Here is a 13,449-nt window from a genome sequence, read left to right on the forward strand (position 1 = left end):
CTAGTTTTTATTGAGTATTATTTTCACAACCGTTCCCGAAGGCTCGTTCTGGCTGAAACTTATTTCAGCATTGATCTTTTTTACCAGATGGATAACCATGTGCAGACCAAGACCTTTTCCTTTAAAGCTGGGAGTTTCCAGCTTAGGATTTCTGAACAGGTTCATATAAGTGGCAATCTGTTCTGCAGACATTCCGATACCTGTATCAGCGATTATGATTGTGGTTTTTTGTTGGTTTTCTGTAATATTCAGGTTGATGTTTCCTTCAAAAGTATTTTTCACGGCATTATCAAGGATGTTATGAATAATGGCGGTTAAAATACTTTCGTTTACTTTAGAATACACGGTGCGTTCAGTAAGTTGGGTGATTGTTGTTCCCTTTTCCTTGGCAATTTCACAGAATAGCCTGTTTTTGATTTCCAGGATTTTGTTGATAGGATATTCCTTTTCTTCAAAAATATTTTCTGCTTTATAGAGCTCTGTATATTCCTTTAAATTCAGCGTAAACTGGTAAAGCTGCTCTGAAGATTTATAAATACTGTCAAAATATTTCTTCTGAAGCTCCACATCATCAGACTCATGAAGTTTCTGAGAAAGCATGGCGATAAACCGGATAGGAGTGGTGATATCGTGGCTGATGGTTTCCACCAGTTTTTTCTGATATTCCGTTTCTTTCTGCAGGTTGCTTTTTACCACTTCAAGATGAAGGGACGTTTCTTTCAGTTCAGAATTTTTATTATGGACAATTTGCTTTAATGCTTTATTTTTTATTCTTAAAAAGTTGGTGGTCAGCTGAACAATCACAATGATGATGATCAGTATAATAACAGAAGCAGCGACTCTGAACAGCAATGTCTGATAAAAAAGCGGCTCGATATTGAAACGTATTGTTTTAACCTCATATTTTCCTTCAGGAGAAATAAGGATTCTTATACGAAGTGTATATTCACCCGGAGAAAGATTACTGATGGTATATTTTAATTCATTTCCAGTTGCGATCTGCTCCCAATCAGTATTTTCTTTTCCCGATATTTTTCCTTCAATGTAAAGGTTTTCCGGATTAGAAAAATAGGGGATATCTATAAAAACATCCGCCGTTTTATAATCATTCTTTAAATCGAGCGTCTGTTGAAAATACTGGGGTTCAGCATTTCCTATTTTTACCCTTTCAATATAGATTTTACTCCTTTCCGGATAATAAGTCCGGATATTGTTCGGGTTGAAAAACACAAAGCCGTCCATTGAAGGGAATACAAATTCCCCATTTTCCAAAGCATACGCATTAGGTTCCGAACTGCCATTGAATTCATTCGTCAGAAAGCCGTCTTTTTTGGTGAAACGGTAATAAAAGACCGACGTTTTTCTGTTTTCTGCGTACTGAAGCAGTTGTTTTTTAGGAACCTTGAAAAGACCATTGTTGGAGGAAATCCAGTAAGCACCCTTTGAGTCTTCAAGTATATAATGAGCGGATTGCAGGTAACCATTCCTGTCATTCGGCATCTTGATGAGTTTGTGGTTTTTGAAAAGATAAAACCCACTTTTATTTGTAGTAATCCAGATCAGATTATCCTTTGTCCTGAAAATACTTTTAATATGGATATTTTTAATGATGGGAGTTATTGTATTGCTTCCCAGCATTACTGAATACAAACCGTCACTATTACCGGTTAAAATTTCATGGTCACTATATTGGAAAAAAATATTGACAAAACTTTTAAAATTATAAATGAAATCCGGATTGGTAAAAAGATTGTTTTTATAGAGACGAAGTTGAGTACCCGAAACATCCGTAAACGTAATTCCATACAGATTCCCGCTTTTCATAAAACTTTCAAACCCTTTACCAATGAAAGTAGAATCCTTCTTTTTATACCCTGAATTTTTGTAATACCTGATCATACTGTTTCTCTTTCTGATCAGAATGTTTTCTGAATCATCATACATCATCAGATAATTGTCATTGCACCCGAACAAGTGTTTATTGATGATACCGTTTTTCCCGAATTCTGTTCCGTCTTCCGCAATGATGGTACTTTTACTGAATGGGAGAGAAGCGTAATACACATTGTTGGAAAAATCTGCTTCTTTTTTTGAAATATAAAAATTGGTAAGCTTAAGCACATTAAGCCCGTTATTAAGCGTTCCCAGGTAAAGTTTATTAAAATCTTTATCATAGAACATAGAACAGTAAGAGTGATTACCTATTTCCTCAAAATTAATAAGAAATTGTAAGCGGAGATCCTTTTCATTGCCTTCTAAAATATAAATATTATCATGATTGATGATAAAAGTCTGATTGGTAACCTGCTGCCAGTAGATTTTGGTGTCCGGATGATTAAAAAGTGTTGGTTTTTCAGAAACAGAAAGTTGTCCATTATGAATAGAATAGGTTTTTCTTCTCTTCAGATCATTAATAAATAGCGTTTCATTCAGTACAAAAGTATTGTTCAGATCTTTATTGGTAAAAGGGATTGCTATTTTGGTCTCCTTTTTTCCCTCTTTATAGATAATGGCGTTCTTTTCTGTAAAATAATAGGCTGAATGTTTAAACTGTATAAAATAATGAATATCATTATAGAAGCTTGAGGTTATAATATTATTGGCAATCCGCTGTACAATAGTATTGCCATTAGAAAAAGCCATTTTATCATTACCGTTGAGATTGGAAATTTTTGGAAATCTGTTTTTAATAATGATTTTATTCTCCTGGAAATTATTAAGGACCGTAATGCTGTCCAGAAGCGGATCACCAATGAATTCCCCGAAATGAACATTGTTTGCTTTGAAATTATTAAACGTAATAAACGAACTCCCGTCATACCGTACAAGACCATTCTCTGTGGAGATCCAGATAAAACCATATTTGTCTTTGACAATGGCCTTTGCACTACTTTGCGGAAGTCCATTGTCTATGTTGTACCACGTAGAAGTGTGGCTCTGTCCATGAATGTTTAAATAGATGCAAGCAAATATAAATGCCCAAACTCTCATATATGTGCAAAACTGATCTGTATCTCCTGCACTAATGCAAAAGACGGTTAATAATGTTTGTACAAGTCAATGTTTTTTTAATGGGCAGGAACGATTGAAAATAAATTTTTATCATTGAAGTTTTCAGGTCTTTTGTGTTTTATATTTTTTGATTGTGTAAAAATAGTGAAATTATGGCGATAAATCAGTATCTCAAAATCTGTTTTGTACAAGTTTTATCTCCGTTTACAGACGATAGGACATAGAAAGTTTTCGGAAATATTATGATATTTCAATAATAAGTGATAAATTTATACTGCATTCATTTTGAAAATATTCCTGTCAATCTCAGTGCTGTACCGGGCCTGTGATTGATTTTAGGATTTTGCCATTAATAAATATTGATGCTTTTCTGTTTTTATTAAAAGATTTCCTGATGAACGGTTTTTAACTGAATTTAATTGCTTTTTGTAGTAAAAGTTTGACAAAAAACTGAGGTAAATTCTACATGGTATCTTTGTCAAGGCTTATGAATATTCATATTTTTGCAAAAATATTTTCACAACGAATAAAGAAGATTTATTGTATAAATAATGATTCTAAGAACACAAACGGTTTTATCTCAAAAGCAAAAGAGGCTGCATGAAAAGCAAGGCCTCTTTTTTATTGTCCGGTTCAAAAAAACATTTTAAACATACAAAACCTCCCATAGACGGGAGGTGAACTAAACTGATTGTATATTGAAGTGTAATTCAATCGTTATTTATGAGTTTCAAGCCATTTCAGTCTGCGCTCATCCGGCAGATGCTTTACTTTAAAGTTTTCAAAAACAGCATTGAATCCCTGTCCGTCCGGGCAGGCGGCCATTAAACCAACCATTACCGGAATATTATCCTGAAGAGGCGCATTCCGCATCATGATGTAATTTTTATCATCAAAAGAATAAAATATCTCTACAGCATCCAGCCTTCTTACCGCTTTTATCCATACTGCAGGAGGTGTTTTTTCTAAAGTTATGACACTCCAGTCACTTTTGTTGTGGGTCACTACTGTGCTGAGATTGTACTTGCCGTCCACAAATTCCACTCCGGCTTTGATGTAATGCTCTTTGTCAGTTCTCAGCATAAGACCCATCTGATCAAACCTGGCTTTGTAACTGCCGGTGATTTTTACTTTTGCTTCAAATTCACCGCCATAAGTGGCGTAATAAAATGGGGCATCATCTACGGTAAATCCATAATGTGAAACTCTCCAGTAATCACTCTGCGGCGTTACAAACATCGAAAGGCTGTTATTTTTGATTTCCCATTTTTCAGGTTCATTGAACCAGGTCATTTTTTCAAGGCTCTGGGCAGAAAGCTTTTGAATCAGGAATAGGGCACAAAAGCCTAAAATCAACTTCTTCATTCTCTTTGGATAAATTCTAAGGGTAAATTATTATTTTAGCAAAAGTATTATTAAACCCTATTCGCGTCAATACTGATAAATAACCATTATGGAAATCCGCAAACAGCTCAGTGATCAATTGCTCGATAACGCTTCCGGAAAATGTATGCTTGATATAGAAGTCTATAAGCAGAGAGCGCTTGTGTACTCTCAGATGGAAGGGGCGATCTGTGTATTGAGCGATATGCAGTCCAATAAAAGCTATATCTATAAATCTGCAGCAGCCGGAGAACTTGGGCTGACTATGGGTGGAAATCCAACAGAAATAGACTCCATCTGGGAAGAAGAGATGCTGAAAAAAATCCATCCTGATGACCGGCTGAAGAAATATATCCATGAACTCCGCTTTTTCAAATTACTGGAGGCTATGGAAATGGAACAACGCACAGAATACAGTGTCGTATCAAAAATCAGGATGAAGGATAAAAATGAACAGTACCGCTGGGTAAAACACCGTATGTTTTATGTGTATTCGCCTTCCAATGGCAGATTGAGACTGGCTCTCTGTCTTTATAATATGGCCCTGACTTCATCTACAGTTTCTGATTTTATGATTATTAATACCATAAAAGGAGAGGTTGTTGTAAAAGATAAACTTGATTATAAAAATATCCTGAGCCCAAGAGAGCTGGAAGTTTTAAAATTTGTAGGAGAAGGTTATGCCAGCAAGGAAATTGCGGATTTACTTTTTATAAGTGTCAATACCGTAAGCAGGCACCGGCAGAATATTCTGGAAAAACTGAAAGTAAAAAATTCCACACAAGCCTTCAAAGACAGTTTTTATTAACTATTTAGCTTGAAATATCCGAAAAGTTCACCATGTTGTTTTGTATCTTATGATTAAATTTATACTTTGAATACGATTAGCAAGAACAATAAGTGATGAAAAGAAGTGAAGAAATTACCCGTCAATATTTTACCTTTCTGGATAAACACATTCAGGATGTTATTTCCGGGACTGTTCCGGATTTTATGGAACTGAACGAAATTGCCGGAGCGCTTGCTGTTTCTCATAAACACCTCACCGATACGGTTAAAAAAGAAATGGGGGAGCATCCCTGTTATTTTTATGATGGAAAAATTTTAGAACAGGCTAAACAAATGCTCATTAATTCCGATAAATCCGTAGCAGAAATTGCCCGTATTTTTACGTATGATCCATCCAACTTTTCAAAATTTTTCAAAAAAATGACGGGCTCTACTCCCGGAGAATTCAGAAATTGTAACAAGTTTTAATCTGCTTATTTTATTTCTTTAAAATTGCTGTAGGAGGGAATTTATGACGATTTTCCTCTCTCGGTAGGGATTTAATCATGCCGGATTTTCCGTTATAATGGTCATTTTGGAGAATAGTCACCAGAAAACAGGTTTAAAATAATCTTTTATAAATGAGATGGTTGTAAAAAATAATCGCCTTTTTTTATTATTTATATATTAATATTTCTTTATTGTTTACTTTTTTTATTAAATTTAGGTAAGAAAAAACTAATTAATTCAATAGGAAAAAGAATGTTAAAAAGATACAGATATATAAAATAGTTTGGTTACCAGATAATAAGAATAAATTATTGTGTCTTTAATAATATTTAATCTTAATGCAGGCGTTTAAGCCCTCTAAATAGTTATATATTTGTTTCTTTTAAACCACAACAAACAAGATTAAGGATGAGCATCAATTTCACAACAGCAACTATTAAAGACTTTGAGAATATACCAGATAATGATATGGCTCAAAGGGCTGAAATTTTTTATGAATATTTAGACTATGTAAAGTCTAATGGACACATGAATTACAGACTGAAGAACACTTCAGGAACCAATGCAATACTGAATGTAAATATTGCAAACCAAAACAGAGAATTTGTTAGTTTTGTATCGAGTGATTATTTAGGATTTACGCAGCACCCAAAAGTAAAACAGGCTGCCATTGAAGGAATCGAAAAATATGGTACAGGAACAGGAGCTACACCTCTTATCGGTGGGTATTTTGATTACCACAATGCCCTGGAAAAAAAAATCTCAAGTTTTTTTAAACGAACAGAAGACGAAGCTGTAGTATTTACTACGGGTTATACAGCCAATAGCGCTTCTTTACAATGCCTGATGCAGAAAGAAGACCTGGCTATTTTAGATATGGCAGTACATGCCAGTGTGCACGAAGGATGTGCTTTTACCAATAAAAAAACATTTCCGCACAATAATTTGGAATCTTTGGAACACATTTTGAAGGTATCTGAAAATCTGTACCGTACGAAACTCGTTATTGTGGACGGAGTGTATTCCCAGGATGGTGATACCTCCCGTATTAATGAGATCTACAATCTTGTGAAAAAGTATAATGCCTTTCTAATGGTAGACGACGTACACGGTGTCGGTATCCTTGGAGAAACAGGAAGAGGTACTTTGGAACAGGCTGGATTGCTGGATAAAGTAGACATCATCACTGGAACATTCAGTAAAACGTTTGGTAACCTTGGAGGATATGTCATTGCCGATAAAAAAATAGCAGCATTTATCAGATTCCAGTCCCGTCAGCAGATTTTCTCAGCAACAGCTCCGCCATCATCCGCAGGAATTGTTAAAGCCATTGATTTAATAGACGAAGAACCTATCTGGAGAGAAAAACTCTGGAACAATATCAATTATTTCAAAAAAGGGCTTGATGATTTAGGATTGGACACCGGAGTTACGTGTTCCGCAATTATTCCCGTAAAAATTGGAGATCCTTATGTAACAGGAGAAGCCGGAAAACTACTAATAGAAAAAGGAATCTATACCAACCCGATTCTTTACCCGGCTGTACCAAGAAAAGATGCGCGTATAAGGATGAGTGTAACTGCCAGACACGAAAAAGAACATCTCGACAAAACGCTGAATGCGTTTGATGATATTAATAAAAAATTGCATATTGCAAAAAAATAATAATTATGCCTAGAAAAGTAGTGCAGGGCCCCATTAGGGACAAAGAAAAAACAAAGCAAAAACTGCTTGCTGCAGTTGGTAAAATTTTAAGAGTAAAAGGGTACTCTGGATTAAAAGTAAGTAAAATTGCTGCAGTAGCCGGATTTGATAAAAAATTGATCTATGAGTACTTTGGAAGTACAGATAAACTGATCGATGAATATATCAAATCTCAGGATTACTGGAGCCAGGTCAATCAGGACGTTGATATGGATTTTTCCGACGGCGGACATGAACTTACCAAAATGGTTGTACTTAATCAATTTGAAAACCTGAAGAAAAATAAAGAACTTCAGAAAATTATCCTTTGGGAACTTTCAGAAAGCAAGCCTATTCTTAAAAAACTGGTTGAACAACGTGAAGATGTAGGAGAGGTTTTGTTTGGAAATATCTCAGATCCTTACTTCGGAGAAGGTGTGGCAACAAGACATAGAGCAATTATGGCTCTGATTGTTTCTGGTGCTTACTATCTTAACCTTTATACAGGATATAATGCCAACAAATTCTGTGGTATTGATCTGAAAACTGAAGAAGGAAGAAAAGAGATTGAAGGTGCTATTGTTGAATTGATTGACTTTGCATACAGCAAAAAAAAGTAAGGGTTAAAAGTTTTCCGATTTAAGCAGAAATGTTTTTTTGTTGATATTTGAAAACTTTTAATTTTCAAATTAAAACTATATTTCTTATTTTTGACCAATGGAAAATTTTATAGTATCTGCAAGAAAATATCGTCCTCAGGAGTTTGATACGGTTGTAGGGCAATCTCATATTACGGATACTTTAGAACATGCAATTGAAGAAAGCCAATTAGCTCAGGCATTGCTTTTTTGCGGACCTCGTGGTGTAGGTAAAACTACCTGCGCCCGAATTTTGGCAAGAAAGATCAATGAGAAGGATGGCTCGGTTTCAGAAGACGGCTTTGCTTATAATATCTATGAGCTGGATGCTGCATCCAATAACTCTGTAGATGATATCAGGGAACTGATAGATCAGGTAAGATTTGCACCTCAGGTCGGTAAATACAAAGTGTATATTATTGACGAGGTTCATATGCTGTCTTCTGCCGCTTTCAATGCTTTCCTTAAAACCCTGGAAGAGCCGCCTGCCCATGCAATCTTTATTCTGGCAACCACAGAGAAACATAAAATTATTCCAACAATTTTATCCCGCTGCCAGATCTATGACTTCAAGAGAATTGTTATTGAAGATATTCAGAACCATCTCAAGAACATCGCCCAGAAGGAAAATATCCAGTATGAAGATGACGCATTGTACCTGATTGCTCAAAAAGCTGACGGTGCATTAAGAGATGCGCTTTCTATCTTCGACAGGCTTTCAACCTTCTCCCAGAAAAATATTACGCTGGCAAAAGCAGCCGAAGTATTGAATATTCTGGATTACGATCAATATCTCAATATCGTAGATCTCGCCAAGGAAAACAAAATTCCTGAAGTGCTTTTTGCATTCAATGAAATTGTAAAAAAAGGATTTGATCCCCACATATTCATTGCCGGATTAGGAAATCATTTCAGAGATCTGATGATGGCGCAGAATACTTCTACTATCGATCTCATTGAAGTGGGAGAGAAGACAAAATCTAAATTTATAGAACAGGGACAGAAGTGGGCCGCCCAGCAGCTGATTGATGGCATTGAAATCTGTAACCATGCAGATATTAATTATAAAAATTCTAAAAATCCAAGACTTACGGTTGAAATTGCATTAATGCAGCTGGCTTCACTGACAGCTAATTTAGGCGATACTAAAAAAAAAAGTTCCTGATTCTGGCTCCGTTTCTTAGTGAGAAACAGGAGGTAAAAATGCCGGAAAAAGCTCCGGAGAAAAAAGAAGTTAAGACAGAACAGCAGCCTGCAGCTTCAGAAAAAGCAGAGGTAGTTTCTGTAACGAAAACAACCAAGCCATTATCAAGACCGGGAATCTCTTCCGGTTTCAGCATCAATTCTTTCCTGAATAAAGAAGATAAAGCAGAAGCAACAGAAGATGTTATTGTGAAAGCTGAAAATCTTCCTCAAAACCATTTTACAGATACAGATCTGCAGATGGAATGGAAAATTATGCTTAAACAGCTTCAGGTAAAAAATAACTTTGTATTTAACGCAGTAAAAACCTTCAAACTGGAAAAAGTTGAGGAAAATAAAATCAAAGTTTTATTCCCTTCAGATTCTGCCAAAGTAGAATTTGATAAAATAAGCGGAGAATTTTTTAATCATTTTAAAAGAAAAATTCAAAACCATATGATTGAGGTAGAATACGTCAGAGACGTTGAAAATCTGAAGATTGAGGTGGTGACCAAGAGAAAGCTTTTTGAGAAAATGATTGAAAAAAATCCACTTTTAAAAGATCTTGATGATTTAATGAAGTTTGATTTGACATAATTTTTATATATTTGTCAAATATTTCTGTTGAAAATATGTTTTCGACAAGATAAAATTACAACCAGAAAGGCTAAAACAAACGCATTTCTAGAATAAAATGGAAAAATTGACTAACACATATCTGTCTTTTTTTGCACCCGCTAATTACTTTTTTAGCGGTTATTTTAGTTTTTCTGCTTCTTATTATAGAAATTTCAGAACGTATTACCGATTTTATTGGTACTGTTAACTGAATTTCTTTCCAAAAAATACAGGAGAAGTAGAGCCCTATTATTTTCCTGATTCCTTTAAACAATTTTGAACGGCATTTTTTGAAAAGAATTATAAATTAAATTTTATAATCCAAAGGGCTATTGCTGTTAACGAAAAAATTATATAAAAAAACAATAAAATTTAGAATATGAATTTAAATGATTTGAAAAATGAGTGGATCGATGGGCTTACACAGCCTCTAATGATCGCGGGACCATGTAGTGCGGAAAGTGAAGCTCAGATGCTTGAAACTGCAAGGAGAATTAAAGAATCCAATGCCAATGTATCCGTTTTCCGTGCAGGAATCTGGAAGCCTCGTACCAAACCAAATGGGTTTGAAGGAGTAGGAGTGATCGGTTTGAACTGGCTAAAAAAAGTAAAGGAAGAGTATGGTTTCAAAACAGCTACCGAAGTTGCTAATGCACACCACGTATTTGCCGCTCTGGAAGCAGATGTGGATGTTCTTTGGATCGGAGCCCGTTCTACAGTGAACCCATTTACAGTACAGGAAATTGCAATGGCTTTAAGAGGGACAGATAAACCTGTATTCGTGAAAAACCCTGTGAATCCGGATCTTGCATTATGGATCGGAGCATTGGAAAGACTCTTAGGTCAGGATATTAAAAACCTGGGGGTAATCCACAGAGGATTTTCAACATACCAGAAAACAAAATACAGAAACAACCCGAACTGGCAGATTGCCCTTGACTTCAAGAGCCAGTTTCCCAATATTCCAATGCTGATTGACCCTTCACATATCTGCGGAAACAGAACAGGTCTTGCTGATATCACTCAGGAAGCCCTTAACGTAGGATACCAGGGAGCAATCATTGAATCACACTGCAATCCTGATGAGGCGTGGAGTGATGCTTCTCAGCAGATTACTCCGGAAGTTCTTGCAGACCTTATTGGTAATCTGAAAGTAAGAAGCTCTAATCTTGCAGGTTTTGAAGGAGAAATGGGAAGACACAGAACTTTAATCTCAGACCTTGACTTCCAGTTAATTGAACTTCTTTCTCAAAGAATGAAAATTTCTGAAAAGATCGGTAAGCTTAAAAAGGAGAATGATATCGCGATCTTCCAGCCTGAACGTTGGAAAGTAATCACAGAATACGCTACTCAAAAAGCAAAAGAAACAGGAATGTCTCAGGAATTTATTGAAAAAGTATTTAAAGCAATTCACGAAGAATCTATTGAAGTTCAGAATAGCATTATGATCGATAAGAGATAAATTGCAGGTAGTGGTAAAAGATTAGGTTTTAAGATAAGTAGATTTAATTCCTGAAATCGATTACCTGTTTACAGCAAGAAATATTAATTAGGGCTTAGACCTCAGGAAGTAGAAAATAGAACATGTGTTTTTAACCTATTTCCCGAATTCTAAGCCCTAATTCCTTATATTTGCACCAGTATTATCTATGAAAGGAAAAATCATTAAATCTACAGGCAGCTGGTACCAGGTTTTGGAATTGGAAACAAATAAAATTTTCGAGGCCAGAATCAGGGGGAAATTCAAATTAATAAAAACAAGGCTTACCAATCCACTTGCTGTAGGAGATTTTGTTGAGTTTCAACTGGAACAGGATGACATTGCCTGGATTACGAAAATTGAACCACGCTCCAATTACCTGATCAGAAAATCTGTAAACCTTTCAAAAGAAGCTCATATTATTGCTTCCAATATTGATTTGGCTTGTTTTATCTTTACTTTAAAGCATCCTGAAACATCCTTAGGATTTCTGGACAGATTTCTGGCATGTTGTGAAGCCTATAATATTACACCATTGATTCTTTTTAATAAGATTGATGTTCTCCATGGAGAAGAAATAGAAATTGTAAAAGATATAGAGTTTCTCTACCAGGAAATTGGATATCAGACACTGGAGATCTCTTCCTATTCAAGACTGAACCTTGATCAGCTGGAGGAAATCCTTAAAAATAAAACTTCAGTGTTCTTTGGGCACTCAGGTTGTGGGAAATCAACTCTGGTAAATGCTTTACAGCCTGGATTGAATTTAAAAACATCCGAAATTTCAGACACCCATCTTAAAGGAAAACATACAACAACTTTTGCACAGATGCACTTCTGGGATTTTGGCGGAAATGTGATCGATACCCCTGGTGTCCGTGAATTTGCCATGATCGATATTGAAAAAGAAGAAGTACAGCATTATTTCCCTGAGATTTTCAAAAAGAGAGAAGAATGCAAATTTCACAATTGCCTTCACGTGAATGAGCCGAAATGTGCCGTTCTTGATGCCCTTGAAACAGGCGAAATACAGCATTCGCGCTATTCTACTTATATTAAATTAATGGATGAGGCAGAAGAAGCTTCCCAGAAATAATTAACGAGATCAATTTACGATACCATAACCGCCGCAGATTAATTCGGACAATCTGTACATATTCTATTGTTATCATGTCAGAATAATATTTCTTAGATATTATTTTTTTTAATGGTAAAATTTCGCATCTTTATAGATTTCCTGCTTTTTTATGATTTGTTTTCTGATTTTTTACGAAAAAAATATGCTTTTTAGATAACTCTACTTTTTGATGTGACAAATTTGGCAGATAACTCCACTTTTGGCATATTTTAGTTGACAGGAAAAATGATATTCTGGAAAATTTGATTATTCTATTAATTGAAGTAAAAGCAATGATAATTTTAAATATTCCTTTTTATAGCTTTAAAAATTATTGAATTGATAAAAAATTGCTATTTTTTTTGAAAATAAAAAACCCAGCCGAAGCTGGGTAAAAACTAATAACCATGAAAACTCAAATTAAACATGAGAATCGCAATAGAATAAACAATTACTGTGCCAAAGATTGGTTCATGATTTCTTAATAAAAGTTATTTTTATGTTAAAAAAAAATTAAAATAAAAATCAAAGATATTTTTTGTAATTTTGCGCCATTAAAAAAATATACATTTATGTCTAACATTACATTCACTATGATTAAGCCTGATGCAGTTGCTGACGGACATATCGGTGCTATATTGGGTAAGATTGCTGAAGGAGGTTTTAAAATCAAAGCTTTAAAATTAACTCAGCTTACAGTTGCTGATGCAAAAAAATTCTATGAAGTACATGCTGAAAGACCATTTTATGGGGAGTTGGTAGAATTCATGAGCTCTGGTCCTATCGTTGCAGCAGTTTTAGAAAAAGACAATGCAGTTGAAGACTTCAGAACATTAATTGGTGCTACTAACCCTGCAGAAGCAGCTGAAGGTACAATCAGAAAGATGTTTGCAAGAAGCATCGGAGAAAATGCAGTTCACGGTTCAGATTCTGACGAGAATGCATTAATCGAAGCTCAGTTCCATTTTTCAGGAAGAGAGATTTTCTAAGAAAATCATCTTACAAAATAAAAGATCCGGAGAATTTTCTCCGGATTTTGTTTTTTATGATCTTGGTAT

The 13,449-nt window shown here is 35.1% G+C and carries 11 protein-coding genes; 9 read left to right on the forward strand and 2 right to left on the reverse strand.

Annotation, left to right across the window (positions count from 1 at the left end; genetic code table 11):
- Both DYR29_RS02200 and DYR29_RS02205 read right to left on the reverse strand, forming a co-directional pair.
- Complete coding sequence (locus tag DYR29_RS02200) at window positions 1–2,991, reverse strand: sensor histidine kinase (protein WP_213279114.1); 2,991 nt, start codon at window positions 2,989–2,991, stop codon at window positions 1–3.
- Window positions 2,992–3,729: 738 nt separating this feature from the next.
- Window positions 3,730–4,377: a DUF1349 domain-containing protein gene (locus DYR29_RS02205; protein ID WP_213279115.1), complete on the reverse strand. Its 648-nt coding sequence runs from the start codon at window positions 4,375–4,377 to the stop codon at window positions 3,730–3,732.
- 88 nt (window positions 4,378–4,465) lie between these two features.
- Between DYR29_RS02205 and DYR29_RS02210 the strand changes: the two genes are divergently transcribed.
- The 9 genes from DYR29_RS02210 to DYR29_RS02250 all read left to right on the forward strand — a co-directional run bounded on the left by DYR29_RS02210 (window position 4,466) and on the right by DYR29_RS02250 (window position 13,380).
- Complete coding sequence (locus tag DYR29_RS02210) at window positions 4,466–5,203, forward strand: LuxR C-terminal-related transcriptional regulator (RefSeq protein WP_213279117.1); 738 nt, start codon at window positions 4,466–4,468, stop codon at window positions 5,201–5,203.
- A gap of 95 nt (window positions 5,204–5,298) precedes the next feature.
- Complete coding sequence (locus tag DYR29_RS02215; RefSeq protein WP_213279118.1) at window positions 5,299–5,652, forward strand: helix-turn-helix domain-containing protein; 354 nt, start codon at window positions 5,299–5,301, stop codon at window positions 5,650–5,652.
- Window positions 5,653–6,081: 429 nt separating this feature from the next.
- Complete coding sequence (locus tag DYR29_RS02220; protein ID WP_047422657.1) at window positions 6,082–7,338, forward strand: aminotransferase class I/II-fold pyridoxal phosphate-dependent enzyme; 1,257 nt, start codon at window positions 6,082–6,084, stop codon at window positions 7,336–7,338.
- A 5-nt stretch (window positions 7,339–7,343) separates the two neighbouring features.
- Complete coding sequence (locus DYR29_RS02225; RefSeq protein ID WP_047422658.1) at window positions 7,344–7,976, forward strand: TetR/AcrR family transcriptional regulator; 633 nt, start codon at window positions 7,344–7,346, stop codon at window positions 7,974–7,976.
- 97 nt (window positions 7,977–8,073) lie between these two features.
- A complete protein-coding gene (dnaX, locus tag DYR29_RS02230) occupies window positions 8,074–9,159 on the forward strand; it encodes a DNA polymerase III subunit gamma/tau (RefSeq protein WP_047422659.1) in 1,086 nt (361 codons plus the stop codon).
- A gap of 38 nt (window positions 9,160–9,197) precedes the next feature.
- Window positions 9,198–9,773 carry a hypothetical protein gene (locus DYR29_RS22765; protein ID WP_249413591.1) on the forward strand — a complete coding sequence of 192 codons (576 nt, stop codon included), beginning with the start codon at window positions 9,198–9,200 and terminating at the stop codon, window positions 9,771–9,773.
- A 400-nt stretch (window positions 9,774–10,173) separates the two neighbouring features.
- Window positions 10,174–11,256, forward strand: coding sequence for a chorismate mutase (locus DYR29_RS02240; protein ID WP_047422660.1), 1,083 nt, complete (start codon window positions 10,174–10,176; stop codon window positions 11,254–11,256).
- Between the two features lie 187 nt (window positions 11,257–11,443).
- On the forward strand, window positions 11,444–12,370 hold the full coding sequence (gene rsgA, locus DYR29_RS02245; protein ID WP_213279119.1) for a ribosome small subunit-dependent GTPase A: 927 nt from the start codon (window positions 11,444–11,446) through the stop codon (window positions 12,368–12,370).
- A 593-nt stretch (window positions 12,371–12,963) separates the two neighbouring features.
- Window positions 12,964–13,380, forward strand: a complete 417-nt coding sequence (locus tag DYR29_RS02250) for a nucleoside-diphosphate kinase (protein WP_034687444.1) — start codon at window positions 12,964–12,966, stop codon at window positions 13,378–13,380.
- Window positions 13,381–13,449 lie beyond the last annotated feature (69 nt).

The organism is Chryseobacterium indologenes (assembly GCF_018362995.1).
Lineage (GTDB): Bacteria > Bacteroidota > Bacteroidia > Flavobacteriales > Weeksellaceae > Chryseobacterium > Chryseobacterium indologenes_G.

What these genes read in the sequence shown, in the direction of transcription:
- DYR29_RS02200 (WP_213279114.1), bottom strand. Translation starts at nt 2,991, where the DNA reads ATGAGAGTTTGGGCATTTATATTTGCTTGCATCTATTTAAACATTCAT.
- DYR29_RS02205 (WP_213279115.1), bottom strand. Translation starts at nt 4,377, where the DNA reads ATGAAGAAGTTGATTTTAGGCTTTTGTGCCCTATTCCTGATTCAAAAG.
- DYR29_RS02210 (WP_213279117.1), top strand. Translation starts at nt 4,466, where the DNA reads ATGGAAATCCGCAAACAGCTCAGTGATCAATTGCTCGATAACGCTTCC.
- DYR29_RS02215 (WP_213279118.1), top strand. Translation starts at nt 5,299, where the DNA reads ATGAAAAGAAGTGAAGAAATTACCCGTCAATATTTTACCTTTCTGGAT.
- DYR29_RS02220 (WP_047422657.1), top strand. Translation starts at nt 6,082, where the DNA reads ATGAGCATCAATTTCACAACAGCAACTATTAAAGACTTTGAGAATATA.
- DYR29_RS02225 (WP_047422658.1), top strand. Translation starts at nt 7,344, where the DNA reads ATGCCTAGAAAAGTAGTGCAGGGCCCCATTAGGGACAAAGAAAAAACA.
- dnaX (WP_047422659.1), top strand. Translation starts at nt 8,074, where the DNA reads ATGGAAAATTTTATAGTATCTGCAAGAAAATATCGTCCTCAGGAGTTT.
- DYR29_RS22765 (WP_249413591.1), top strand. Translation starts at nt 9,198, where the DNA reads ATGCCGGAAAAAGCTCCGGAGAAAAAAGAAGTTAAGACAGAACAGCAG.
- DYR29_RS02240 (WP_047422660.1), top strand. Translation starts at nt 10,174, where the DNA reads ATGAATTTAAATGATTTGAAAAATGAGTGGATCGATGGGCTTACACAG.
- rsgA (WP_213279119.1), top strand. Translation starts at nt 11,444, where the DNA reads ATGAAAGGAAAAATCATTAAATCTACAGGCAGCTGGTACCAGGTTTTG.
- DYR29_RS02250 (WP_034687444.1), top strand. Translation starts at nt 12,964, where the DNA reads ATGTCTAACATTACATTCACTATGATTAAGCCTGATGCAGTTGCTGAC.